28 protein-coding genes are annotated in these 22,574 nt (G+C 51.8%); 6 read left to right on the top strand and 22 right to left on the bottom strand.

Features of this window, described 5'->3' with window-relative positions:
- Positions 1-9 precede the first annotated feature (9 nt).
- From EDF88_RS18565 to EDF88_RS18530, 8 genes are all read right to left on the bottom strand, one after another.
- Positions 10-750 carry a KDGP aldolase family protein gene (locus tag EDF88_RS18565; RefSeq protein WP_134186322.1) on the bottom strand — a complete coding sequence of 247 codons (741 nt, stop codon included), beginning with the start codon at positions 748-750 and terminating at the stop codon, positions 10-12.
- The gene (locus tag EDF88_RS18560) at positions 747-1,865 is read right to left on the bottom strand and encodes a DgaE family pyridoxal phosphate-dependent ammonia lyase (protein WP_134186320.1); all 1,119 of its coding nucleotides are present in this window, start codon (positions 1,863-1,865) and stop codon (positions 747-749) included. Before EDF88_RS18560 ends, EDF88_RS18565 begins: the two co-directional genes overlap by 4 nt.
- Complete coding sequence (locus tag EDF88_RS18555; protein WP_134186318.1) at positions 1,849-2,982, bottom strand: amidohydrolase/deacetylase family metallohydrolase; 1,134 nt, start codon at positions 2,980-2,982, stop codon at positions 1,849-1,851. The genes EDF88_RS18560 and EDF88_RS18555 overlap by 17 nt, the downstream gene beginning before the upstream one ends.
- A 117-nt stretch (positions 2,983-3,099) precedes the next feature.
- Entirely contained in the window at positions 3,100-3,741 is a 642-nt protein-coding gene (locus EDF88_RS18550) for a DUF4310 family protein (protein WP_134186316.1), read from the bottom strand.
- An 11-nt stretch (positions 3,742-3,752) separates the two neighbouring features.
- Positions 3,753-4,529 (bottom strand): DUF4311 domain-containing protein, encoded by a 777-nt coding sequence (locus EDF88_RS18545; protein ID WP_064515860.1) that lies wholly within the window; start codon positions 4,527-4,529, stop codon positions 3,753-3,755.
- A 23-nt stretch (positions 4,530-4,552) separates the two neighbouring features.
- The gene (locus EDF88_RS18540) at positions 4,553-4,849 is read right to left on the bottom strand and encodes a DUF4312 family protein (protein WP_134186314.1); all 297 of its coding nucleotides are present in this window, start codon (positions 4,847-4,849) and stop codon (positions 4,553-4,555) included.
- A gap of 2 nt (positions 4,850-4,851) precedes the next feature.
- The gene (locus EDF88_RS18535; protein WP_064515856.1) at positions 4,852-5,214 is read right to left on the bottom strand and encodes an SFCGS family glycine-rich protein; all 363 of its coding nucleotides are present in this window, start codon (positions 5,212-5,214) and stop codon (positions 4,852-4,854) included.
- Positions 5,215-5,231: 17 nt separating this feature from the next.
- A complete protein-coding gene (locus EDF88_RS18530) occupies positions 5,232-5,567 on the bottom strand; it encodes a glycine dehydrogenase (RefSeq protein WP_064515854.1) in 336 nt (111 codons plus the stop codon).
- A 617-nt stretch (positions 5,568-6,184) separates the two neighbouring features.
- Between EDF88_RS18530 and EDF88_RS18525 the strand changes: the two genes are divergently transcribed.
- Positions 6,185-6,679 carry a glutathione peroxidase gene (locus tag EDF88_RS18525; protein ID WP_134186310.1) on the top strand — a complete coding sequence of 165 codons (495 nt, stop codon included), beginning with the start codon at positions 6,185-6,187 and terminating at the stop codon, positions 6,677-6,679.
- Between the two features lie 131 nt (positions 6,680-6,810).
- Complete coding sequence (gene nadS / locus EDF88_RS18515; protein ID WP_134186308.1) at positions 6,811-7,095, top strand: NadS family protein; 285 nt, start codon at positions 6,811-6,813, stop codon at positions 7,093-7,095.
- Positions 7,096-7,128: 33 nt separating this feature from the next.
- On the opposite strand, the gene EDF88_RS18510 is transcribed toward nadS, so the two are convergent.
- From EDF88_RS18510 to EDF88_RS18500, 3 genes are read right to left on the bottom strand one after another with little or no spacing between them, the layout of a single operon-like run.
- Positions 7,129-8,436: a TRAP transporter large permease gene (locus EDF88_RS18510; protein ID WP_064515848.1), complete on the bottom strand. Its 1,308-nt coding sequence runs from the start codon at positions 8,434-8,436 to the stop codon at positions 7,129-7,131.
- Positions 8,437-8,448: 12 nt separating this feature from the next.
- Positions 8,449-8,991: a TRAP transporter small permease gene (locus tag EDF88_RS18505; RefSeq protein WP_134186306.1), complete on the bottom strand. Its 543-nt coding sequence runs from the start codon at positions 8,989-8,991 to the stop codon at positions 8,449-8,451.
- A 47-nt stretch (positions 8,992-9,038) separates the two neighbouring features.
- The gene (locus tag EDF88_RS18500; RefSeq protein ID WP_064515842.1) at positions 9,039-10,052 is read right to left on the bottom strand and encodes a TRAP transporter substrate-binding protein; all 1,014 of its coding nucleotides are present in this window, start codon (positions 10,050-10,052) and stop codon (positions 9,039-9,041) included.
- Positions 10,053-10,358: 306 nt separating this feature from the next.
- On the opposite strand from EDF88_RS18500, the gene EDF88_RS18495 reads away from it, so the two are divergent.
- Positions 10,359-11,297, top strand: a complete 939-nt coding sequence (locus EDF88_RS18495; RefSeq protein ID WP_064561978.1) for a LysR family transcriptional regulator — start codon at positions 10,359-10,361, stop codon at positions 11,295-11,297.
- Here the strand turns inward: EDF88_RS18495 and mdcH are convergent.
- The 8 genes from mdcH to mdcA all read right to left on the bottom strand — a co-directional run bounded on the left by mdcH (position 11,281) and on the right by mdcA (position 18,379).
- Positions 11,281-12,189 carry a malonate decarboxylase subunit epsilon gene (gene mdcH, locus EDF88_RS18490; RefSeq protein WP_134186305.1) on the bottom strand — a complete coding sequence of 303 codons (909 nt, stop codon included), beginning with the start codon at positions 12,187-12,189 and terminating at the stop codon, positions 11,281-11,283. The genes EDF88_RS18495 and mdcH overlap by 17 nt on opposite strands.
- A gap of 2 nt (positions 12,190-12,191) precedes the next feature.
- Positions 12,192-12,806, bottom strand: coding sequence for a malonate decarboxylase holo-ACP synthase (locus EDF88_RS18485; RefSeq protein WP_134186303.1), 615 nt, complete (start codon positions 12,804-12,806; stop codon positions 12,192-12,194).
- A gap of 3 nt (positions 12,807-12,809) precedes the next feature.
- On the bottom strand, positions 12,810-13,769 hold the full coding sequence (locus EDF88_RS18480) for an AEC family transporter (protein WP_064515834.1): 960 nt from the start codon (positions 13,767-13,769) through the stop codon (positions 12,810-12,812).
- A gap of 138 nt (positions 13,770-13,907) precedes the next feature.
- Positions 13,908-14,708, bottom strand: a complete 801-nt coding sequence (gene mdcE, locus EDF88_RS18475; protein WP_134186301.1) for a biotin-independent malonate decarboxylase subunit gamma — start codon at positions 14,706-14,708, stop codon at positions 13,908-13,910.
- Entirely contained in the window at positions 14,705-15,538 is an 834-nt protein-coding gene (locus EDF88_RS18470) for a biotin-independent malonate decarboxylase subunit beta (protein ID WP_064515827.1), read from the bottom strand. The genes mdcE and EDF88_RS18470 overlap by 4 nt, the downstream gene beginning before the upstream one ends.
- Positions 15,531-15,830, bottom strand: a complete 300-nt coding sequence (gene mdcC, locus EDF88_RS18465; protein ID WP_064515824.1) for a malonate decarboxylase acyl carrier protein — start codon at positions 15,828-15,830, stop codon at positions 15,531-15,533. The genes EDF88_RS18470 and mdcC overlap by 8 nt, the downstream gene beginning before the upstream one ends.
- A gap of 9 nt (positions 15,831-15,839) precedes the next feature.
- Entirely contained in the window at positions 15,840-16,724 is an 885-nt protein-coding gene (locus EDF88_RS18460; protein WP_064515821.1) for a triphosphoribosyl-dephospho-CoA synthase, read from the bottom strand.
- Entirely contained in the window at positions 16,724-18,379 is a 1,656-nt protein-coding gene (mdcA, locus tag EDF88_RS18455) for a malonate decarboxylase subunit alpha (protein WP_134186298.1), read from the bottom strand. The genes EDF88_RS18460 and mdcA overlap by 1 nt, the downstream gene beginning before the upstream one ends.
- Before the next feature lie 361 nt (positions 18,380-18,740).
- Between mdcA and EDF88_RS18450 the strand changes: the two genes are divergently transcribed.
- Together EDF88_RS18450 and EDF88_RS18445 are read left to right on the top strand one after the other, a co-directional pair.
- Positions 18,741-19,091 (top strand): type II toxin-antitoxin system RelE/ParE family toxin, encoded by a 351-nt coding sequence (locus tag EDF88_RS18450; RefSeq protein WP_134186296.1) that lies wholly within the window; start codon positions 18,741-18,743, stop codon positions 19,089-19,091.
- A 1-nt stretch (position 19,092) separates the two neighbouring features.
- The gene (locus EDF88_RS18445; RefSeq protein ID WP_134186294.1) at positions 19,093-19,392 is read left to right on the top strand and encodes a helix-turn-helix domain-containing protein; all 300 of its coding nucleotides are present in this window, start codon (positions 19,093-19,095) and stop codon (positions 19,390-19,392) included.
- A gap of 56 nt (positions 19,393-19,448) precedes the next feature.
- Here EDF88_RS18445 and EDF88_RS18440 read toward each other — a convergent pair whose 3' ends face one another.
- The 3 genes from EDF88_RS18440 to pmbA form a co-directional block, all read right to left on the bottom strand.
- Positions 19,449-20,033 carry a hypothetical protein gene (locus EDF88_RS18440; RefSeq protein ID WP_064515812.1) on the bottom strand — a complete coding sequence of 195 codons (585 nt, stop codon included), beginning with the start codon at positions 20,031-20,033 and terminating at the stop codon, positions 19,449-19,451.
- Positions 20,034-20,101: 68 nt separating this feature from the next.
- Positions 20,102-20,488 carry a cytochrome b562 gene (cybC, locus tag EDF88_RS18435; protein ID WP_034461367.1) on the bottom strand — a complete coding sequence of 129 codons (387 nt, stop codon included), beginning with the start codon at positions 20,486-20,488 and terminating at the stop codon, positions 20,102-20,104.
- A 53-nt stretch (positions 20,489-20,541) separates the two neighbouring features.
- Positions 20,542-21,894, bottom strand: coding sequence for a metalloprotease PmbA (gene pmbA, locus EDF88_RS18430; RefSeq protein ID WP_064515806.1), 1,353 nt, complete (start codon positions 21,892-21,894; stop codon positions 20,542-20,544).
- A 99-nt stretch (positions 21,895-21,993) separates the two neighbouring features.
- On the opposite strand from pmbA, the gene yjgA reads away from it, so the two are divergent.
- Positions 21,994-22,545, top strand: coding sequence for a ribosome biogenesis factor YjgA (gene yjgA / locus EDF88_RS18425; protein WP_064515802.1), 552 nt, complete (start codon positions 21,994-21,996; stop codon positions 22,543-22,545).
- The last annotated feature ends 29 nt before the right edge of the window (positions 22,546-22,574 follow it).

Here is a 22,574-nt window from a genome sequence, read left to right as displayed (position 1 = left end):
TATCAGGTTTTAGCCAACTAACTTCTTCGTCATATCCAGCAAAGTACGCACATCTTCCGGACGCGTATTACCGCTCGCTTTATCAATAATTGAGCTGTAAATATGCGGAATGATCTTACTCACTCCCGTATCCAGCGCGATCTTCAGGATTTCTTCGTAGTTCTCAAGATCGATCCCACCAGTCGGCTCCAGCCAGAAATCGTGTTTTGCACAAGCCAGCGCTACCGCGCGGAACTCATCACGGTATTTCAGGCCATCCATCGGGAAATATTTGATTGAGCTGCCGCCCATATCTTTAAGCAACGCGATAGCGGTATCTACCGGCACAATCCCGTCAGAGGAGACTGAGCTTAGCGGACCGGTGGATATTTTCACCATCCCTACCATTCCCGTTGGAGAAACCAGGCCATTGACCACGCTTTCATTTTGCCCAAGCAACGCGCGGCTTGCACCCACGCCGGTAAACACCTGGTTTACATGCTGCGGCTGCACATGGCGGGAGATTTCACTCACCATTGCCGACTGGTTTGGGTCACCCGCGCCGAGGCCAACGGACAACGCATTGTCGATAAGCGCCGCATACTCGCGCATATCCGCCACGGCAGTTGCCACATCCGGGTAATTTTTAGAAAGCACGCCGACCAACACATGGCCTTCTGCGGCGTCATAAATCTCTTTCGCGTTCTCTTTCGAGCCAGCCAGCACGTTCAGGCATACACGGTCGCGGTAAAAATTCGGGGTCAGTTTCATGACTGCTTCTCCTTGCTTACCAGTGCGTTAATGCAGTGATAAATGATCTCTAACTGCTGCGGGCTGACGCTACGCACATCGGCTTCGATAATCCCTTCGTTGGCTTTGTAGCCACGGAAGAAAATCGCATAATCGCCCTGTTTCAACGCGCTCACCAGCTCGCTGGTGCTGATGCCGATAACCGCTTCATCGAACTTAATCTCGGTACGCGCAATATCTCGCCCTGCAGCATCCCACACTACACGTGCACTCACGCCATCAAGGGTGTTGAGGCTCTCGATAAACGGCGTCATTTTTTCGACCATCTGTGCGCCGCTTTCTTTGGCTGCCGTTAAATAGTGTTCGATGGCGCAGGTCAGGCCAAGAATGCCCTCTTTGCCGACTTTCATGGCGCGCCCAATGCCGCCGGTTTGCAGTTTCACCCATTCAACGTACTGCGCTTTACCAATCACCAGGCCGCTGGTTGGCCCTTCAATCGCTTTCGCACCGCTGTAAATCACCAGATCCGCACCTGCACGGTAGTAGCACTGCAAATCTTCTTCTGCGGCAGCATCAACAATCAGCGGCAGGTTATGTTTGCGCGCCACGACCACGGCCTGCTCAACGCTAAGCATGCTTTTCTGTACCGAGTGGTGCGATTTGATATACAGAATGGCGGCGGTGCGCGGGGAAATTGCCGCTGCCAGTTGGTCGGCTGAACATTCGTTGGCGTAACCCGCTTCAACCACTTTGCCGCCACCGAGATTCACCATGGTGCCAACCGGTGCGCCGAAGTTCACGTTGTGGCCTTTCGGCAGCACGATCTCGTTGTTTTGAAGGGGTGCGGCGTGCAAGTTTTCAATCAGCCAGGCGTTGTCTTTTACCAGTACAGCCGCCACGGATTGCGCGATCCCCGCTGATGCACAAGAGACAACTGTCGCGCCTTCTACATCGAGCAATTTAGCAATGTATTCCCCGGTTTTGTTCACCAGGTCTTTCATTTCAAAGTAATGATTCATGCCGGTGGTCACAGCTTCGACCACTTCCGGGCGCGGGGTAGAAACACCGAGCGCCGTCATGCGGCCGGAGGCATTAATGACTTGTTTTAAATTGTATTTCTCATAAATCGAAGACATGTTCTTCCTTCCCTTGTTCGGTAACAAACCACTTCCCGGCGCGAACGGCGGCAAGTGCCACCAGCAGTTGTTCACCCTGGAGAGTCTGGCTTTCTGAGTCGGTAAAGACCGTCGGCTGGCGGCGTTGAGTAAAAATGGTCAGGTCGCCATCAAGGCCAACGGACAAGCGCCCTTTACTGGCCAGGCGTAAACCATCGGCGGCATGAGCGGTAACACAACCAATTACTTGTGGAAGTGACATACCAATGGAGAGGAATTTAGACATCACCACGCCAAGGCTATGCACCGGGCCGTTAATGCGGTTGCGGCAGTAAATATCGGAGCTAATGGTGTGTGGCAGAATCCCTTTGCTGATGGCGATTTTCGCCACTTCAAAGCTGAAACTGGCGGAGCCGTGTCCCACATCGAGACGTACGCCACGTTGTATAGCGTTGGAAATGGACGCTCGCAATTCACCGGCAGGCGTCAGAATGCGGTTCGGTTTGCCGTTGTAGCAGTGGGTAATGATGTCGCCAGTTGTCAGCAAATCGGCAATTTCGTCGAGGTCTGGCGGGTTATTACCAATGTGTACCATCAGCGGCAAATCACCGTTTTCGCGCTGAATTTCTTTCGCGCGCTCCAGCGGTTTAATGCCGTTGGCACCGACGACGCTGCTGCTCATGCGCGCTTTGATGCCGACGATAAAACCAGGGTGGCGCTTTACCGCGTCACGCACGGCGACTTTGTCGATATTCGCCATATCCGACAGTTCGTTCTGCGCAATCAGCCCAACGCGGGAAATGTTCAGTAACGCGTAAACATCCGTCGTGGCTTTGCGAGTCAGCTCGTAAAACTCATCAATATCATCAGCACCCGTGCTCCCGGCATCAACAACCGTAGTGACGCCAGTATTTATACCGATGCTGTCAGGGTCGTCGTGATAAATCGGGGATTTTTGGTAGCAGTGGACGTGAGAATCAATCCAGCCTGCACTGACATAATATTCGCCATTGAGCTGGCGCACTTCTTTCGCCTCACCCATGATTTCGCCAAGTGCGGCAATTTTTCCGTCCTTGAGCGCGATGTCGATAACGGTGTCATCCACCAGACACGCGTTGCGCAGGATTAAGTCGAACATGGTTTTCTCCTTCAGAAAGATCCCGTAGCCGATTATTAGGGGAAGTTCAGGGAATTGGTTCCCGGAGGGATGCCAAGCCCTGAAATCGCCCCGGGTATCTCCAGCCCCCGCTTCGGCCTACAAAGCAATCGGGAAGAATGCCCCAAACAGCATTGCGCCAAGAATCGCACCGCCGGTAATCGGCTTGTTCCACAGATAAAACAGCAGAGAACCAATCAAGGATCCGATACCAATCGGAATAGAAGCGGTCATTGCGCTGAGGATAATCAACGGGCCAAGGAAGCGGCCGGATGCGTTACCCGCGCCCATCATGACGTCTGCCCCGTAGGTTGAGTTGCTCTGGTTGACGGTGAATTTACGCGCCAGAATAATCAAATAACCAATCGCCAGGCCAATCACCAGCCCCGTCACCAGCGATGCCGCAAAGTTTGCGACCGGGAAGATAATGCCCGCGCCGAGTAACAACGCCGGAACGCCAAGACCTACGCCGGTTTGAATCGCCCCGCCGATATCCAGAATCCCGACCAGCGAACCTTCAATGATGCGGGCAAACAGGAAGCTGGCACCAAACGCGGCGACTGCGCCATACACACCGGTATCAATCCCGGCACGCAGCATGGAAACAAACGCCACTTCGTTGAATGCGCCAATGCCGTAGAGGTAATACATGTGTGTCCCGGCGAACACGCCGGAAGAAAGCAGGCCAACGAAAATTGGGAATGACCAGTCGGCGTACCAAAAACCTTTATTCGTTTCCATCACAGGCTCCCTTATTTTCCGCTCATCGAGTTATGGATCAGACTGAGCCAGTCCGGCACGGTCAGATGGAAGGATTCGATCATCTTCATATCGAAGCCACGGAAGAAGCCACTCAGCACAAACAGCGCGATAATCGCCACCATCATCACTTTGGTGACGTGGTTCCAGCCGCTCTCTTCCACGCCTTTACCAATCAGGATGCCCAGCACCAGGCCTGGTACGGCGTTGCCCATAATCAGTTGCGCACAGCCACCGAAAATAGTCGCCCAGAAGCCTGATTTTTTACCGGCATCAATCGCTGCCAGCCAGAAAATCACTGGCATGATGATGGTCACCAGCAAGTTCGCCGCAGGGACCAGCACTTTGACTGCGGTGACCTGTAATGCTGCGGGAACGGCAGACGCGGTAGTGTTAAGGAAGGCCACCACAATCATGCCGATGATGCCGCACGCGACAGCCATCTTGCGCGGATCGTGCAGGGTCTCAGCCACGTTGCGATTTTTCATCATCAGCGCAGCCGCACCCCAGTGTGGGATAATGCGGTGGTCAACGTCCTGAGTGAAAGCACCCGCCGCAACGGACGATGCCCAGGCGTTGAAGAAGAAGCCTAAACCAAATGAGAAGTGTGAAGCCGGGTCGCCTTCGCAGGAGTTCAGCTCGCCGAGGGTACGAAAAGCGCCCATACCTTGCGTGGTCGGCGCATGAAACATACGTGCAGCCCCGGCGCCCACTCCAACGCCAACCAGACCGCCGATGATCAGCGATTTTATTAATATAATTAAGAACATCTGTCTGTCCTTTCTGTGTGATTTTATTGGGGGATGAAGTCTACTTTGTCCATATTGATGGCCGTCACACTGACCGCAACATCCAACTCCACGCTGAACATCTGTTTTTCACGTTTCAGAAAGAAGAACAAAAAGGCCTCTTTCTTGACCTGTACTCGCGCCTGAACAACCTGCACATCCTGTGGCTCAATACGCAGTAAAATGTGGGGAGATGACTTCATAACCGAGCCCTGAACATGATTCAGGGCATCAGCAAAGGCCTTGGCTTTCGTGTCGCCACGACCTTTCACTCTCACCGTTTCGGAGAAGTGTTCTTTCATACTTAGTTACCGTACTTCTTAGCCCAGGCCAGAACTAAGCGCTCGCCCAGCTCTTCTTTATCCATAAAGCCGAAGCCCAGCACGTTGTTGCCTTCGTTGATGGCGGTGACGCCCTCTTCAACTGAACGCATGCCGTATTTGGCTTTGTAACCATGTTTGGTTTGCGCGGTGATGGCACCTGCGCCGCCGCTGCCACAAAAAGAGATGCCGAATGTGGCATTTTCAGCTTTCATCACATCGCCCAGTTTCATATCTGCGGCAACACCAGGAATAACCACGGCACGGCCGCCTGCTTTCTCAATCCCTGCTGCCACTTTCTGGCCTTTACCCAGGCGGTCGCCGATCACTACGGTAATTTGTTCCATTTGAATCTCCTGATTATTCAAAGATTGTCTTTCGCGACTTCGAAATGCACTGACAGCAACCACGCCTCTTCAACCGGCAGATTGCCAAACTGCTCCACGACTGCTTTTGCCATTTCCAGAGAGTCATCAGAAATTTCCTCGAATAGGCTTTCTTCAACTTCTGGCAACGGTTCGCCGGTCAGTGACCGGTGCGCCATGGCGCGAACGTGGGATGTCAGCATCTGTTCCTGAACTGCGTTTGGCGTGATGTTTCGGCCTTCCAGCAGCGTCCTGATAAACGCCAACACTTGCTCCGTAAGTTGTGTGGCGTCGGTACTTCCGGCGTCATTAACCTTTACCGCTCCGTTATTCACACTGCATACCTCGTTTACTGATATGGCTCTAAGGTATCGGCGAGGGTTAGAGGTTTGTAGCGAGTTGTTTTCCACTTTGAAGTGGAAATCCCGGAGGCAAGAGTGATATGCGCCACAAAAAGTGGCCGATTCATGATAATTCGCTGGCTTAATGTGATTACAGTCACGCATTAACGAGGGCGAATCTATTGGTGACAGTGATAGTTTTTGAGCGAAATTGTGATGTGGGGGTGGTTTATGGGGAAATATTGGAAAGAGTTATGGGTGGGGGATTGGGAGTTGGTTGGGTTGGCTGGGGTTAGATTAAGACTGAGATACCCAGGGCAACCACCAGGTTTGGCGTGGGAACCAAATCCCGGTGTTTCCTCTAATTCATTGGCTTTAGTGAATAGCGTTATCCAGGGAATTGTAGGAGAAGGATTTATAGTTCTTTCGATGGATTTGGTAGTACAGGCATAATCAGGGAGTGACAGTCGCTTAAGTCCTGTGAGTTCAACGGGTCGATGCAACGCTATCCTTAAACAAGGGGGGCGTTGCCATGAAACGCAGAACGCGTATTTACTACACGCTACGTGGCAATGCTAACGTCAAACTGATTCTGCTCTGAGGATTCCGACATGACCACCTTTCATCAACTTACTGCCACCAGTCTGCGTGGCCAGCTCATCTCTATGGCTGACTACGCTGGCAAGCTGGTTCTGGTGGTTAATACCGCCAGCCATTGTGGCTTCACGCCACAATACGCAGGCCTTGAAGCACTCTACAAGAAGTACGCCGCCCAGGGTCTGGTGGTGCTTGGTTTCCCCTGCAACCAGTTCGGTAAGCAGGAACCCGGCGGCGCCGACGAAATCGCGCAGACCTGTCATATCAACTACGGCGTGAGCTTCCCGATGTTCGAGAAAGTGGAGGTCAACGGGGCAGCAACGCACCCGTTGTTTCGTTACCTGAAGAATGAATTACCCGGTGTGCTGGGTGGGCGAATAAAGTGGAACTTCACTAAGTTTCTGATCGGACGCGACGGCAAACCACTCAAGCGTTTTGCTCCTATCTCCACCCCGGAGAAAATGGAAGCCGCAATCCTTGCTGCACTTGAAATCAAAAAGCCCCTGTAATTCAAACTATTCCCTTTTAGATATCTTCCCACTGGCATAAAGCCGAAATTATTGCCTCGCTGCATAAGAAAGGCTTTTCGCTGGATACTCTCTCAAGAAATTGACGAAAATACTGAAAAACGAGGTGTGATATGAGCTTTTTTGACGACCTGAAAGCGTCCCTTGAAGAAGCGGTCGACATTAAAAATGGCGTTCAATCTCCCGCCCGTGTCACCCGTTATGAGATCGCTGATGTTAAGGCAATCAGGGAACAGCTGAATGTATCGCAGAGTGAGATGGCCAAGGCACTTGGTACTAGCGTTGATACAATCAAAAGCTGGGAGTCCGGAAGGCGTAACCCAACCGGGCTTGCTGCAAAAGTGCTGGCAACTATCCAGGCTAACCCTGCATTCTTCCAGGAATTAGCTGCGCATTAGTGATTGGCGGGGAAAATCCCCGCCAACTTTAATCTATTTAACCAGACCCATGCTCTGTGGCAGTGCCATGGTGATAGCCGGTAAATAGGTTACCATCATCAGAACAATCGCAATCACCGCAAAGAATGGCAGCAACGGTTTAATCACGCGCTCAATCTTAATATCCCCCACCTTACAGCCGGTAAATAATATTGGCCCTACCGGCGGCGTAATTGTGCCAAGCGATAAGTTGAACACCATCATGATACCGAAATGTACCGGGTCCATTCCAAACTGCATGCAGATTGGCAGGAAGATTGGGGTGAAGATTAATACCGCAGGTGTTGGGTCCATAAAGGTGCCCACCAGCAGTAATACCAGGTTCATAATCAGCAGAATAACGATGAAGCTATCTGTTGCAGAAAGTAAACCGGAGGCAATCAGCGCAGGGATTTTGGTAAACGCCATGACCCACGACATAATCGACGATGCCGCCAGCATGAAAATAACAATCGCCGTCATTTTCGCGGTCGCGAGGAATATCTTCGGCAAATCATCCATTTTGATATTGCGGTAAATAACGCCGAGCACCAGCGAATAAACCACCGCAATTGCCGAGGCTTCTGTTGCGGTAAACACGCCCCCCAGAATGCCGCCGATAACCACAACAATCATCATCAGGCTTGGAATTGCATCAAACAGAATGCGTAACGTTTTGCCTTTATCCGCAGAACGGTCGGCTACATAACCCCGGCGTTTTGCAATAACCCCGGCGACAATCATCACCCCCAGGCCCCACAGAATGCCAGGCACATAACCCGCCATAAACAGCGCGGAAATAGACACGCTGCCTGCAACCGTTGCATAAACAATCAAAGAGTTACTAGGTGGGATCAGCATACCTGTTGGTGCAGAAGCGATATTCACAGCGGCACTAAACGCCGGGTCATACTGCTCTTTTTTCTGAATTGGCGACATGATGCCACCGACCGCTGCCGCAGATGCCACGCCTGAACCACTGATGGAGCCAAACAGCATGTTGGCGACGACGTTGGTTTGCGCCAGAGGCCCCGGCAGGAAATTACTGATCAATTTTGCACAGTTAATTAAACGAATGGCTATCCCGCCATTGTTCATTAAATTCCCGGCCAGAATAAAGAAGGGAATGGCTAATAAGGCAAAGGAGTCGAGGCCGACAAAGACGCGCTGGGCAGAGGTTAATATCGCGCCATCGAACGGTAAAATAAGACACATCGCGGCGAAGGATGAGATCCCAATACTAATACTAATTGGCGTTCCCGCTAGCAGCAGAATAAATACGCCGCTAAACATCACCAGAGCAACAATAATTGCAATATCCATATCGACACCCAATCAATCTTGTTTCGAAGAGAACTTTCTGAACAACCCATATTGGTTATACAGACAATAGAACAGCGTCAATGCACCGCTCAGCGGAATCGCAATGTAGATAATGCCGATAGGGATTTGTAATGCGGAGTCGAGCTGCGCCATCTGGCGGCTCATACCGATATAACCACCGATAGTCAGCACCAGTAATGCAAATACTGAAGTGGCTAACTCGCCAACAATTTCCAGAGAAAGGCGCAATTTACGCGGCATTTTATCGCGCATAAACGTAATAGCCATATGCTCACGCAGGCCAAAAACATATGCCCCGCCAATCAGCACCAGCCAGATAAACAAATAACGCGCCAGTACTTCACTGACCGCACTCGGGCTATTAAACAAATAACGCGACGCCACCTGCCAGGTCACCAGTAACGTCATTAAACCAACAATCAGAATACACAGATAAGACGCAGCTTTATCCACGGCCTGTTTTACTCGTGTGACAAGCGAATAAAAATCAGATTTGGATGCGGGTGCTGAGGGGGCGGATTGAGCAACTTTCATTTTTATCTCCACGGGGGACCCGAAGATCCCCCAAACTTCAAACCTTATTACTCGGCCATCTCACGAATTTTTTCGTACAGCGCTTTTTGTTCCGGGGTGGTCAACATGGCTGATTGCAGCGGTTTGCAACGTTCCTGGAATGGTTTGATGTCCACTTCGGTAAAGACTGCGCCGTTGTCTTTCGCGGTTTGGCGTGCGCCATCAAGGGCTTTGTCCCACAGCTCAAACTGAGTCTGGGTACTCTCTTTAGCCAGTTTGCGGAACAGCTCGCGGTCGCTTTCATCCATCTTGGCGATGAAGTTTTCATTAGCGACTAGCAAATCAGCCACCATGACATGACGCGTTGCTGAGAAATACGGAGCAACTTCGTACTGCTTCAGGTCGGCATAAGTGATCTCGTTGTTTTCAGCACCATCCAGCACGCCTTGCTGAATCGCTGAATAGACTTCACCTTGCCCCATCGGCACACCGGTTCCGCCCATGCAAGACAACATTTTGATCATGGTGTCAGACTGCATTACACGGATCTTTTTACCCTGCATATCGGCCGGGCTGGTGACTGCGGCGCCTTTGGTGTAAATACTTCGCGCGCCTGCTGTGTACGCGGTAATAACTTCAAAACCGGTGCCTTTGGTGGAAGCAAACAGGTTATCGAGCACGCCAGAGGTAAACACTTTGCGCTGATGTTCCGGGTTGTCGTAAACGTACGGCATCGCCAGAACAGAGAAGTTTTTATTGAAGTTTTCGACCAGTGGGTTGGCGACGACCGCCATCTGAATCGCGCCAGACTGAACCAGTTCCAGCGAAGCACGCTGGTCACCTAACAGTTCGTTAGGGTGAATTTCAAGTTTGTAGCGGCCATTAGTCGCCGCTTCCAGTTTATCGCTGAAAGAGACTAATGCTTTGTATTGTGGGTTGTTTTCAGACTGGTTAAACGCTGTTTTCAGGACTACAGGGCCTGTTGGCGCTGCGTCATCTCCACATCCGCTCAGTAAAATTGTCGCCGCAACGGCGGTAGCAACCAGCGAAATTTTTGGCAAAACATGTTTGAAATGCTGCATCCTTCAGACTCCCTTATCCATGATTTCGGTTCGGTATTATTCCGTTTGGAAATCATTTACACACCAAACCCACGCAGAATGAAACGTTATTTTATTTAAAAAGAACTTTTGATTCATTTTGCTGATGAGATCTCAAAATTGCAGAATTTTACGCTCAAAAATCGTACGATTAATGAACTATTTTCGGAAGGATAAATGGCGACTGCCAGAAACAAGGCGAGCACAGACAAGATCTGAGTCAGTGAAGCAGCAACGGTTTTAGGGTACTTTATGGCAATCTCGCTGGGTGAAACATTCGGAAACTTAATGAAAATAGATGCAGAAATCACCTTCCGTAAACTCGAGATTTTTATGGCGTTTATGGAAAAGGGGAATATCGCCCGTACCGCTGAAACGCTCGGTATTAGTGGTGTAAGCGTCCATCGCGCGTTGCATACGCTTGAAGAAGGCGTGCGCTGTCCGCTGTTTATCCATAAAGGCCGCAACCTTGTGCCACTGCCGTCGGCTTACACTCTGCTAGAACACAGCCAGGAAGCGGTGGCATTGATGGCACGGGGTATTGCAGAAACGCGCCAGGCAGCGGGGGTTGGGCAAGGACGATTGCGCATCGGTACGCTCTATTCGTTGACGCTCGAAACCGTTCCGCGCCTGATTATGGGGATGAAACTGCGTCGCCCTGAGCTGGAGATGGACCTGACCATGGGCTCCAACCAATTGCTACTCAACATGCTCGAAGACGGCGTACTCGACGCAATTCTGATTTCTATTTCGGAAAGCGAAATCGACCGTAACCGCCTTGAAGTACTCCCACTTTTTCATGACGATATTTTCCTCGCGGCGACCTCTTCTTTCCCGCTCGATACCAGCAAGCTGGCAGATTTACGTGATTATCGTGATGAGAAGTTTGTTTCGCTCGCGGAAGGTTTTGCCACCTACAACGGTTTCCAGGAAGCGTTTCACATTGCCGGTTTTGAGCCAGAAATTGTTACGCGAGTGAACGATATTTTCTCGATGATAAGCCTGGTGCAGGCGGGTGTGGGGCTGGCGTTAATGCCGGGACGTATGAAGAAAGTGTATGAAAATTCGGTGCAGTTGCTCAAACTTGCCGAGCCGTATCAAATGCAGCAGTCCATCGCGATTGTCTTTGCCCGAAACCGCGAACTCGATCCAAACTTGCTGGCGCTCGCCGCCGAAGGGCGCATGTACGCCCGTTCGTTTATAGATACGCCTAACGCGCCGCTTTAACGCGCTCGGCAAGACGTTGAATCAAGGCTACATTGCTTTGCTCACGGCACAACATATCCCCTTCGCGGAATGCCTGGCGGGTCAAACCTGTCAGCACACTTCCCGGCGGCATTTCGATTGCCAGACGAACATCGCGTTCGTTAGCGGCGATCATCGCATCGCGCCAGCGCACGGTGCGCGACATATTTAGCGCCAGATCATCTGCGATCTGTTCCGGTTGCCATAGCACGCGCGCGGTGCTGCCGCTAAGGTAAGTACAACGCGGGCGAGTCAGTGTTACATCAGCAAAAGCCTGCTGTAGTTTGAGTGCCGGTTCATGCAGCAATTCGCAGTGCGATGGCACGCTAACTGCCAGCTGTTTGGCTTTTTGCGCACCCGATGCCAGCGCTTTGTGCGCCACGGCAGCCATCTCGTCATCGCGCCCGGCAATCACGATTTGCTGCTCGGCGTTAATATTAGCGATAAACGTTCCGCTACCTTCCACCAGCCGCTCAACCTGGCTCAATTGCAGGCCGGTGATTGCAGTCAGGCCATAACCTTGCGGGTACGCCTGCTCCATTAAATCACCACGCAATGCCACTAAACGCAGCGCATCTTCAAAACCTAACGCCCCTGCGACAACCGCCGCCGGAAAAGCACCAATGGATAGCCCGCAGACCATATCTGGCGGCACGCCGTTATTCTCAAGTTCTTGTGCCCACGCAACGCCTGCAATCAGCAAGCAGAGTTGGACTGCACGGGTATGCTTAAGGGATTCAGGGGCATCAAGCCAGTCGGTTTCATCGCCTAAAACTGTGCGAACTCGCGCTAAAATGTCGCCATCTTGCGGTAATGCCTGCAACATGCCAACACGTTGTGTTCCCTGCCCGGGAAAGGTGAAGAGAATTTTCATGCTTATCCCTTTTGCATCCATGGGTCACTAACTAACTGCGGCCCGCTGCTTGCTTTCAACAACACACGTCCGTCACGCAGCCATTCTGCCAGCGCAAACGCACCCTGCGGCGTTTCGATTTGCGTATCGGCGCGGCACAATAATTGGCCGATAACCTGCTGCCATTCGAGCAGCAATTTGTGCTCGACAGGCTCAGGGCAACGAATGATTAAATCGAGATCGCTATCCGCATGCAGCACCGGAACTTCCGTTGCCAGCGCATAACCAACACTGCCGGTAATGCCCCAAACCCAAGGCCACTCACGCAGTGCCAATTGAATAGCCCCCTGAACAGGCGGCATTGAAACAAACGGGGATTTGACTAAGAGTTCGCGTGCAGCCAGTGATTCTGGGGAAACGACGCGTTTAATCTTTGCGGCATTCACCCAACCGGCTGCACGCTGGTCGCGGCGCATTCCACGAACACCTACCGGAATGCGCCCTTCATGATTCACATCACGCCGCACCACCACTGGCAGAGCTGGCCGCCACTGGCTTGCAACCCACTCTTCACTCACGCCTTCAAGCGCGTTGCTTTCGCTAAGCCAGAGTAAGTCGTGTGGGCGTGGTGTGTCCATGTTTTACATTCCTGAAGTCAGAGAGATAAACAGCGGTAAAGACAGGATAGAGAGCACGGAGCTAAGCAGCAATACTGCCTCTGCATCCGGGGACTGCACACCGAAACGGTTGCCGAACACCACGCCGAAGAAACCCGCAGACAGTGCAATCATCAGGATCGCGGTGATAGCAATCGGGCCGCTCAGACCCAACGCCATCACGATACCCCAGGCGATGAATGGCTGAATCAGCAGTTTGGTGATAGTCGCGGTGCAAACCACGGTGTTGATTTTCAGCTTACGGGCAGAAAGGATCACACCGGTCAGGAACAGCGCCGCAGCCGTTGCTGACATGCCTAATGGTTTGATAGACGACAGCAGCAAGTCAGGCATACGAATGCCGATTGCTGACAGAATCACACCCAGCAGCGGGCCCCAGACGATAGGTTTTTTCAGCGAACGCCACATCAGAACAGGCAGCATCGCCAGTGTTGAACCAGCAGCTTCGCCAGCAGCACGCGCTTTTTCACGCTCCAGAATCATCAGGCAGAACGGTGTCATCAGTACGGAACCGCAGGCGATAGAAACCGCAACAGACAGCGACGTTGATGGGCCTTCACCCAGCACGCTACCCAGAATTGGCAGGCCAAGTGCAGCATAGTTTGGCAGTGCTACGGTCAGCGTCAGTACCGCCGCATCTTGTGGCGATTTTTTGAATACTTTGGTCGCCATGAAATAGATGGCAGCGTAGGTGATCCACATCGCCAGAACCAGCACCACACTCATTGGTGACTGTTTAACGATACCTTCCCAAGGGGTCTGAACCGTTGCGCTAAACAGCGCAGCAGGCAGGGCGAAATCCATGACAAAGATATTGAGCAGGGAAACATTTTTGTTATCGACCATCTTTGCTTTGCCGGCGAAAAAGCCGAGCAGCATGATGACAAAAATAGGAGCAAGAGCATGAACGATCACGTAAGTCATAACTTCACCTGTAGTTAAAAAAGAATTCAAGCACGTTCGCGATAGTTATTATTTTTCAGACGGTTATTTTTTAGTTGGGCACATCAAGTGTGCCCATTATTGACTGTCTGGCAGGTCTGTCTGTAATACGTTGGTGATTTACCAGGCCGCGCGCATACGCTCACGAACCAGTGCCGAACTGTGGCGATTTTTCGCATTCAGTCGGTTTTTCAGCGTGTTATCCGTGCGAGCTTCGCGGACTGCGGTAGCCAGCGCTTCATTCACTTTGCCCATATCGCCTGCTTCTGGCGCTTCAGGGTTCGCGATATCAAGTAACGCGGATAACAACCCCAGGGTTTCGTAGTTGCTGATGTCGTACGCCATCGGAGGGATGGTCGCCGCCAGTTTTTCCAGCGCCTCAACGGTACGCAAGGTGATGCGTGCCGCAGACTCTTTGCCCATTGCGTGGATCATCACGCCGGAATCGTTGAACGCAATCAGGCGGTTAGCCTGGTAGCCGTGTGCCAGGAATGCACCGGACATCGCTTTGCCAACAATCAGGCCAACAACCGGGTGACCTGCCAGACGTGCATTGGCGTAGGCCGCTGCGGCCCCCGCTAATGCCTGGTGGATACCAAACGCTTCTTCGCGACGGCCATAAGCCTGGCTCGGTACGTCGATAACCGCCACAATGGCGCGTTTCTCTGACTTTTCAGCATCTTCAGCGATGGTTTCGCTTACGACTTTCGCCAGCGTCCAGCCTTCGAGCAGACCGACTTCACCGCCTTTCGCGCGCGGGTAGTGGTTGCTTTCATCTGGCACGACTGCGATAAAACGTGCAGCCTGGCCATCAACAGCGCCATCAGCCACTTGCACAGACGGGCAAAGGCCAGCCATACGCGGTGCGTTTGAAGTCAATTTATCCAACCAAATGGCGGCGCGATTCAGTTTCTGGCTCATGCGCGTTTCTCCCCAAAAAGCTGCTTAATCTGTTCGGAATCAGCCTGTTTAGTGGTGTCGAAATTGTTCAGGCGATCGAGATACCAGTCATAGTTATCGGTACGATGCTTAGCCGGAACACCTTTGGCGAGAGCTTCGTTCACCGCTTGTTTAACCGCGTTAACGCCATCACCTACCAGCGCTTCCACCAGACCGCTCTCAAAGCGAACTTCACCACCGGTCATGCTCCAGATAAACGGACGGTTACGTGAATCGTATTCGTCGATACCCGCTTCTTGTTCGATAACCTGTGGGCCGTTCAGGCCAAGGCGCGCTTCACGCGTCACAATCAGGTAGCTGCAAAGTGCGGCAGCGATAGACATTCCGCCGAAGCAACCTACGGTTCCTGCCACCACGCCGATAACTGGCGTATAACGGCGCAGGTCTACAATGGCTGCGTGAATATCGGCAATCGCTGCGAGGCCAAGGTTTGCTTCCTGTAAGCGCACGCCACCCGTTTCGAGGCACAAAACGGCCTGAGTCGGAATGCCGTTACGGTTATCTTCCGCTGCCAGTTCAAGGGCCGCGGCCATTTTCGCACCGGACACTTCGCCCATGCTGCCGCCCTGGAAAGCGCCTTCGATAGCAATCACTACCGCCGGGCCGCCATTAATGGTGCCTTTGGCAACAACCATGCCGTCGTCTGACTGCACAACGATGCCCTGAGCTTCTAACCATGGGGACACAATGCCTTCGAACGGATCGAGCAATTCGCGGAAACTGCCGTCATCAAGCAACAGGCGAGCACGTTCACGCGCTTTGAGTTCGATAAAGCTGCTGTCGTTACGCATGAGTCACCTCTTCAAAAACTTGTTCGATGCGGATACGAGCCACACCTGGCGTCGCGCCAAAGTCGTGGATCTGCATCTGACCGGCAGGCAGGCTGGACAATGCGCCAAGGCGTTCGAACAGCGCCTGCCAGCGTTGCTCGCTGTTATCAATAGACGTGGTGATGTCGATAGTCAGCGTCTCGCTTTGAGCCGCAGTAAACAGGACTTCCATATCACCGGAGCCAACTACACCCGCCAGCGCTTTGCCGCTAACGGTACGAGTTGCCGGAAATGACAATGTAATGTGTTCCATAACACCCTCTTAAAAGTGTGAATGTTGCGGTAATGGGGTAAGCGTCGCGTCGTCGCAGGCGATACGGTCAATCAGCAGCGTGGCGGCCAGCAAATCTGCGGCTCCACCTGGTGAGGCATTGAGTGCCAGCATCTGCTCATCAAGCCAGGCAAGTGCTGCACGGCCTTCAACCTGAGCTGTGCCACCTGCTACCAGCACGCTACGCGCACCGCTTTGCATGGTTTCCAGCCCTTCAAGCCCGGCACGTGAAAGCACGCAGGTATCGCTAAGAGTCGTCATGATGGCCATCAGCGCATCAAGGCGAGCCTGCTGTTCCGTGGCACCCTGCAAACGGCTGCGGCGCAGTTGCGGCAACGCCAGTTGCATGATGTGCGGGAAGCCAAGTTGCGCTTCTTCGCGAGCACCGGGAACGCTATAACGCCGTGTCGCGAGCAACCCCTTACTGAAAACTTTTGGTGCTGAACTGTCTGGCAGACTGGCGAGTTTTGCGGCAGTTGCCGCAATCTCTTCACTGCGGCCTTCAAGGCCGTGCATCGCAGCAGCGCTGACCAACAAACCGAGTGCCCAGATGGCGCCCCGGTGAGTATTCACTCCGCCTGTAGCTGCCATCATCTGCGCCTCACCTTCACGACCTAAACGGCCGACGAGTTGACGCAGAGCGATGTCTGCCGGGCGCTGCCAGCTTTGCAATGCCAGCGCATGAAACGTCGGGGAAAGGCTGTGCGCAGAGCGCTCCATCAATTCCAGCGTCAGGTCATGATGTGCACCACTTCCCCGACTGTCCACAAGACCAGGTTTCGGGCTTAAGCGTGCTTCTGTGATCAAGCTTTGGGTGGCAACCCTTGCAAGCCATGCAGCGCTGCCTTCACTCCCAATCTGTGGCTGTAGTTTCATTACCAGCTCCGGAATTTCGCAGGTGGGTTATACAGACCGTCAGACCATTCCACTAAGTCCGCCACGCTGCCGGCAGCCAACAGAGAACGGGTTGCGTCGGTGCGACGAATGCCCATGTCTTCCGGGAAGACCACTTTGCCGCTTTGGCGCAATGCAGCAACGCGTTTAGCATCCACGCCCAGACCGATATCAGTGATACCTGCAACGGATGCCACCATAGCGCGGCGCTCTTCCATGCTTTCAGCACGATACAGATACGCGATGCCTTCTTCGGTCAGCACGTGAGTCACGTCGTCGCCGTAAATCATCACCGGAGCCAGCGGCATACCGGAGGATTTAGCCACTTCAACCGCGTCGAGTTTTTCCACGAACGTTGGTTTAACACCAGCCTGGAAGGTTTCGACCATCTGAACAACGAGCTTACGGCCGCGCTGCATCAGATCTGGTTGAGCCTGCATTGCAAGCCAGGCAGCCGTTGCATGGCGACGACCATGTGGGTCATGGCCCATGTTTGGCGCACCGCCGAAACCGGAAAGACGACCGCGCGTCACGGTTGAGGAGTTGGCATAGCCATCAACCTGCAATGTGGAGCCGATGAACATGTCCACTGCGTATTGGCCTGCTAACTGGCAGAACGCACGGTTGGAGCGCATTGAGCCATCAGCACCGGTAAAGAACACATCCGGGCGAGCGCGCACGTACTCTTCCATACCCAGCTCGCCACCGAAGCAGTGCACGGTTTCAACCCAGCCACTTTCGATAGCAGGGATAAGCGTTGGGTGCGGGTTCAGCGTCCAGTGTTTACAGATTTTGCCTTTCAGACCGAGCTGTTCGCCGTAGGTTGGCAGCAGCAGTTCGATAGCGGCGGTGTTAAAGCCGATACCGTGGTTGAGCGATTGCACCTGGTGTTCAGCGTAGATGCCTTTAATCGCCATCATCGCCATCAGGATGTGTTCTTGCTTGATAAGACGCGGGTCGCGGGTAAACAGCGGTTCGATAAAGAACGGCTTGTCAGCCACCACCACGTAATCAATCCACGAGCCTGGAATATCAACACGCGGTAAATCACATTCGTCATCAACCAGTTCGTTAACCTGAGCGATAACAATACCGTCGTGGAATGCCGCCGCTTCAACCAGTGCTGGCGTATCTTCGGTGCTGGCGCCGGTATACAAGTTACCTTTGCGGTCAGCTTTAAAACCGGCAATCAGTGCCACGTTTGGCGCGAGATCCACATACAAACGGGAATAGAGTTCGATGTAGGTATGAATGGCACCAATCTCTAACTGACCGTCTTCGAGCAGTTGCGAAATACGCAGGCTCTGGGTGCCAGAGAAGGAGAAATCGAGCTTGCGGGCGATACCTTTTTCAAAAATATCAAGGTGTTCGCTACGCCCGACGCTCGGCATAATCATATGCAGGTCGTGAACTTTGGATGGGCTAACTTCAGCCAACATGCGGGAAAGGAAATCCGCCTGTTTTTGGTTATTGCCTTCAAGCACCACGCGATCGCCGGGAGCGATCAGTTTTTCCAGCATATCGACAAGATCTTCGGTTGGAAGCACCTTGCCCTGCACGTTGGTGGAAGCCATACGACGCAGTTTCTCAGTGCGGCGTGTGTTCCACTGGCGTGCTGGCTTTTGGAAAGCCGTCATTTTAACCTCCTGATTCAGCCAATCATTCTGATTTGCTTTAGCTTGGTTAAATTGTGCGCCTCACTGGTTAGACCATCAATTAAGCTCGGGGAACAATCATTAGCCTTAGAGTAATAATGAACTTTTGGTTTTGTGATCGGGGTGGAAGGCGATCATTGAATTGATGGGCTAGCGACTTACCTAAAAATCCAACTTACGAGAAAGGCCGCATCGTGTAGCTGTGAAAATAGGATGCTGGCAGCTAGTTTGTAGAATGCGCTCGATTCTTCACGAGAAAGCGCAATTTTCATTTCGCTTTCTTTTAAGTTCATAGCTAAAAGGCTATGATTGAATAATAGCCTTCTGGCTATGGGATAAAGTGATGTGGAACGTTCTGACAACGGAAGTTTTTGATCAATGGTTTTTAGCGCAAAACGAAATGCTCAGAGAAGATGTCCTTGCGATGATGGGGTTCCTTGAAGAGTTTGGTCCGCATTTGGGTCGGCCGTATGTCGATACCTTAAAAGACAGCGTATTTCCCAACATGAAAGAACTTCGTATTCAGCATGCCGGAAACCCGATACGTGCCTTTTTCGCTTTTGACCCACAACGCCAGGCCATCATTTTGTGTGCTGGTGATAAAACAGGGAAAAACGAGCAGCAATTTTATCGCAGTATGATTCTGCGGGCTGAATCAGAGTATCGTAATCACTTGGCAAAACTGGAGAGGTAATATGTCTACTTACAAAGAGTTACTTTCACAACAAAGCCCTGAAAGCCAACAGCGTATTGCTAAAAAAATCGAAGTTTTACGCCAGGATTTAATACTCAGCCAGTTGCGTGAAGAGCTCAATATTTCACAGACTGAACTGGCCCGAACCATTGGTGTATCACAACCTACGCTCGCAAAAATTGAGAAAACCGGCAATGACCCACGGTTATCAACTCTTAAACGTTATGTGGCAGCGCTGGGTGGGAAACTGAGTATTGATATCACTCTCCCTGACGGAAAGCGGGTGGCATTTCACCTTTGATTGAAAAAATTCTCCTCTTCCCCACGATGCAGAAAGAGGAGTTTATGCATCAGCTATTATGATTTAACCGGGTGGGCAGTGATTTTGATTGAGTCGGTGTAAGTCACACGCACGCTTTGGTTCACTTTCAAGTCTTTCAATTTCGCCTGAACTTTAGGGTCTTCAACGGTTACCGTTTTTTCCTGACCTTTTGGCCCTACGAAGGTGATTTCATTCTTTTTCAGATCGATGTGTTTAATTTTCAACTGAACGTTGACCTGGCGGAAGGCTTCGTGCTCAGGTGAACCACTGGTCGCTTTTTCCATCCCTTTGGTGGTTGAAGCCGTAGGTGCGGCTTTATCAACGTTGGTATCAAAAGCAATGGCTACGGAACGCGTAACGGTAGTATCAACGGTATCGCCCGCTTTGATATTCGCCAGCGTACCGGCTTCTTCTGGAACGTTGAGAGAGACTTTATTTCCTGCTTCCCCTTCCAACACCACGACATGATTTTTTTGATCAACTGAAACCACTTTCGCGGAAAAATGATCGGCCTGGAAATCACCTGCTACAGGCAGGACGGTGGCATTGGCGGACATAATGCTGAATGCCAGTAGGGAAACAGTAGCAGCACCTTTGATGAAGGTTTGAATCGGTTTCATAAATCAGATGTCCTTATAAGATAAACAGATATGTTCCGGCCCCTTAGGGTTTAGGGGCCAGTATGAGCTTAGCGGTATTTTTTATGGTAGGCATTGCGAGTGGTTTTAAATTCTTCTGCTGCTGCCTGCGCTTCTTTCACTTTGCCTTCGTTGGCAAGCTTCAGCGCACCGTCAATCTGTCCAACCAGTAAATCCAAACCGTGGCGATAATCTTTCATCTCGGCACTATCTGCCGCTTTGTTCTCGAGCTTTGGTGGTGTGCCCTTTTGCGCATCCAGCGCTGCGGTACGCATATTATTGAGCGAGGTTTTTAACTCTGCCGCGTTATCGGTCTTCAACACGGTTTTGTAATTTTCAGCGATGGTATCCATATCATCGCCAACATCTTTCGCCATTACAGCGCCAGTAAATAACACGGACGATACTGCCAACATTGCAATTAATTGCTTACGCATTAACTCACCTTTTTTATTAGAAAGGCGCGGCAGGACGCGCCTGTTACGGTTAACTACTGCCCAGCAATTTTCATTTCTGGGAGTAACACTGAACCACATTGAATATTACTGCGCTTCTCAATATCACTACCAATTGTGACCATTTCACGCCACATATCTTTCAAGTTTCCAGCGATAGTGATTTCGCTCACCGGATATTGAATTTCGCCGTTCTCAACCCAGAAACCGGACGCGCCGCGAGAGTAATCGCCAGTGATGCCGCTTACACCCTGACCCATCAACTCGGTCACCACCAGGCCGGTGCCCATCTCTTTAAGCATACCCGCGAAATCCAGGCCTCGCCCTTCGATACGCCAGTTGTGGATACCACCCGCATGGCCGGTGCTTTTCAGGCCAAGTTTGCGCGCGGAATAGTTGGTCAACAGCCACTGCTGCAGGACACCGTCTTTGATAATGTCGCGGCGTTCTGTACGTACACCTTCGCTATCGAACGGCGTTGAAGCCAGGCCTTTGAGCAGATGCGGGTGCTCTTCAATGGTCAGCCATTCCGGCAGAATTTGTTTGCCAAGAGAATCGAGCAGGAACGTGGATTTACGGTAAACCGAACCACCCGCAATCGCGCCAACCAGGTGACCGAACAGACCGGTCGCCGCTTCAGCGGCAAAAATAACCGGCGCTTTCATGGTAGACAGTTTGCGTGGCGACAGGCGCGCAAGCGTGCGGCGAGCACATTCGATACCCACGGATTCAGGGCTGTCGAGATCTTCCATCGCGCGGCCAATGGTATAGGCGTAATCACGCTCCATTTCACCGTTAACTTCGGCGATAACGCAGCTGGAAAGCGAATGGCGCGTTGAACAGTAGCTTTGCAGCATACCGTTGCTGTTACCGAAAACTTTAATGCCGTAGTGGCTGTTAAAACTACCGCCTTCGGTATTGTTGATGCGCTTATCGACGTTCAATGATGCATTTTCAGCGCGTGCTGCCAGTTCAATCGCGCGGTCTGCGTCCATTTCCGTTGGGTGGAAAAGGTCCAGGTCCGGCGCGTCATAAGCCAGCAATTCTTTATCTGCCACACCCGCAAACGGGTCTGGTGAGGTGTAACGGGCGATATCCAGTGCCGCCTGCACGGTACGCGCTACGGCATCCGGGCTAAGGTCTGTTGTGGATGCACTGCCTTTACGGTTTTGATGATAAACGGTGATGCCTAACGCACCATCGCTGTTAAATTCGACGTTTTCCACCTCACCGTATCGGGTACTTACGCTGATACCAGTGGTTTTACTGACGGCAACTTCTGCGCCATCGGACTGAGCGGAAGCCAGTTCCAGCGCCTGAGATACCGCTTGTTCCAGAACCTGACGTTGTTGTGCTACTTGCGTGTTTACTTTCATCGCTACTGCCATAATGTAAGGTGAGTGAATTAAGTCTAACCCAGAACAGAACAATTTCGCAGTGAACAGGCTTTACTGGTAGAATTAGCCACTTTTTTTAAGGAGCCTAATATGACTAAGCAGCCCGATGACTGGCTCGACGACGTACCAGATAACGAAAATGAAGACGAAGATGATGAGATTATCTGGGTCAGTAAAAGCGAAATTAAGCGTGATGCCGAGGAGTTAAAACGCCTGGGTATGGAACTGATGGAATTGGGCAAAAATGCGCTCGACAAAATCCCTCTTGATGAAGATTTGCGTGCCGCTATTGATTTGGCTCAGAAAATCAAAAAAGAAGGCCGTCGCCGTCAGGTTCAGTTAATTGGCAAAATGATGCGTTCGCGCGACATGGATCCTATCCGCGTAGCGCTCGATAAACTGAAAAACCGTCACAACCAACAAGTCGCACTGTTCCATAAACTGGAAGCACTGCGCGATCGTTTGGTTGAGGAAGGCGATGATGCAATGAGTGAAGTGTTAAGACTTTACCCAGAAGCTGACCGCCAGCAATTACGTGTACTGATTCGTAACGCACAAAAAGAAAAGGCAGCAAATAAGCCGCCAAAATCTTATCGCCAGATTTTCTCATATCTGCGCGAACTGGCTGAAACCCAGGCCTAAAACGAAAGTGGCTTAATGAAATTAGCCAC

It is taken from the genome of Buttiauxella sp. BIGb0552, from assembly GCF_004366275.1.
In the GTDB taxonomy this organism is placed as follows: Bacteria; Pseudomonadota; Gammaproteobacteria; order Enterobacterales; family Enterobacteriaceae; genus Buttiauxella; species Buttiauxella gaviniae.
Note: the sequence above shows the minus strand (reverse complement) of the source record. Positions and strands in the feature narration are given on the sequence as shown.

What these genes read in the sequence shown, in the direction of transcription:
- EDF88_RS18565 (WP_134186322.1), bottom strand. Translation starts at nt 750, where the DNA reads ATGAAACTGACCCCGAATTTTTACCGCGACCGTGTATGCCTGAACGTG.
- EDF88_RS18560 (WP_134186320.1), bottom strand. Translation starts at nt 1,865, where the DNA reads ATGTCTTCGATTTATGAGAAATACAATTTAAAACAAGTCATTAATGCC.
- EDF88_RS18555 (WP_134186318.1), bottom strand. Translation starts at nt 2,982, where the DNA reads ATGTTCGACTTAATCCTGCGCAACGCGTGTCTGGTGGATGACACCGTT.
- EDF88_RS18550 (WP_134186316.1), bottom strand. Translation starts at nt 3,741, where the DNA reads ATGGAAACGAATAAAGGTTTTTGGTACGCCGACTGGTCATTCCCAATT.
- EDF88_RS18545 (WP_064515860.1), bottom strand. Translation starts at nt 4,529, where the DNA reads ATGTTCTTAATTATATTAATAAAATCGCTGATCATCGGCGGTCTGGTT.
- EDF88_RS18540 (WP_134186314.1), bottom strand. Translation starts at nt 4,849, where the DNA reads ATGAAAGAACACTTCTCCGAAACGGTGAGAGTGAAAGGTCGTGGCGAC.
- EDF88_RS18535 (WP_064515856.1), bottom strand. Translation starts at nt 5,214, where the DNA reads ATGGAACAAATTACCGTAGTGATCGGCGACCGCCTGGGTAAAGGCCAG.
- EDF88_RS18525 (WP_134186310.1), top strand. Translation starts at nt 6,185, where the DNA reads ATGACCACCTTTCATCAACTTACTGCCACCAGTCTGCGTGGCCAGCTC.
- nadS (WP_134186308.1), top strand. Translation starts at nt 6,811, where the DNA reads ATGAGCTTTTTTGACGACCTGAAAGCGTCCCTTGAAGAAGCGGTCGAC.
- EDF88_RS18510 (WP_064515848.1), bottom strand. Translation starts at nt 8,436, where the DNA reads ATGGATATTGCAATTATTGTTGCTCTGGTGATGTTTAGCGGCGTATTT.
- EDF88_RS18505 (WP_134186306.1), bottom strand. Translation starts at nt 8,991, where the DNA reads ATGAAAGTTGCTCAATCCGCCCCCTCAGCACCCGCATCCAAATCTGAT.
- EDF88_RS18500 (WP_064515842.1), bottom strand. Translation starts at nt 10,052, where the DNA reads ATGCAGCATTTCAAACATGTTTTGCCAAAAATTTCGCTGGTTGCTACC.
- EDF88_RS18495 (WP_064561978.1), top strand. Translation starts at nt 10,359, where the DNA reads ATGAAAATAGATGCAGAAATCACCTTCCGTAAACTCGAGATTTTTATG.
- mdcH (WP_134186305.1), bottom strand. Translation starts at nt 12,189, where the DNA reads ATGAAAATTCTCTTCACCTTTCCCGGGCAGGGAACACAACGTGTTGGC.
- EDF88_RS18485 (WP_134186303.1), bottom strand. Translation starts at nt 12,806, where the DNA reads ATGGACACACCACGCCCACACGACTTACTCTGGCTTAGCGAAAGCAAC.
- EDF88_RS18480 (WP_064515834.1), bottom strand. Translation starts at nt 13,769, where the DNA reads ATGACTTACGTGATCGTTCATGCTCTTGCTCCTATTTTTGTCATCATG.
- mdcE (WP_134186301.1), bottom strand. Translation starts at nt 14,708, where the DNA reads ATGAGCCAGAAACTGAATCGCGCCGCCATTTGGTTGGATAAATTGACT.
- EDF88_RS18470 (WP_064515827.1), bottom strand. Translation starts at nt 15,538, where the DNA reads ATGCGTAACGACAGCAGCTTTATCGAACTCAAAGCGCGTGAACGTGCT.
- mdcC (WP_064515824.1), bottom strand. Translation starts at nt 15,830, where the DNA reads ATGGAACACATTACATTGTCATTTCCGGCAACTCGTACCGTTAGCGGC.
- EDF88_RS18460 (WP_064515821.1), bottom strand. Translation starts at nt 16,724, where the DNA reads ATGAAACTACAGCCACAGATTGGGAGTGAAGGCAGCGCTGCATGGCTT.
- mdcA (WP_134186298.1), bottom strand. Translation starts at nt 18,379, where the DNA reads ATGACGGCTTTCCAAAAGCCAGCACGCCAGTGGAACACACGCCGCACT.
- EDF88_RS18450 (WP_134186296.1), top strand. Translation starts at nt 18,741, where the DNA reads ATGTGGAACGTTCTGACAACGGAAGTTTTTGATCAATGGTTTTTAGCG.
- EDF88_RS18445 (WP_134186294.1), top strand. Translation starts at nt 19,093, where the DNA reads ATGTCTACTTACAAAGAGTTACTTTCACAACAAAGCCCTGAAAGCCAA.
- EDF88_RS18440 (WP_064515812.1), bottom strand. Translation starts at nt 20,033, where the DNA reads ATGAAACCGATTCAAACCTTCATCAAAGGTGCTGCTACTGTTTCCCTA.
- cybC (WP_034461367.1), bottom strand. Translation starts at nt 20,488, where the DNA reads ATGCGTAAGCAATTAATTGCAATGTTGGCAGTATCGTCCGTGTTATTT.
- pmbA (WP_064515806.1), bottom strand. Translation starts at nt 21,894, where the DNA reads ATGGCAGTAGCGATGAAAGTAAACACGCAAGTAGCACAACAACGTCAG.
- yjgA (WP_064515802.1), top strand. Translation starts at nt 21,994, where the DNA reads ATGACTAAGCAGCCCGATGACTGGCTCGACGACGTACCAGATAACGAA.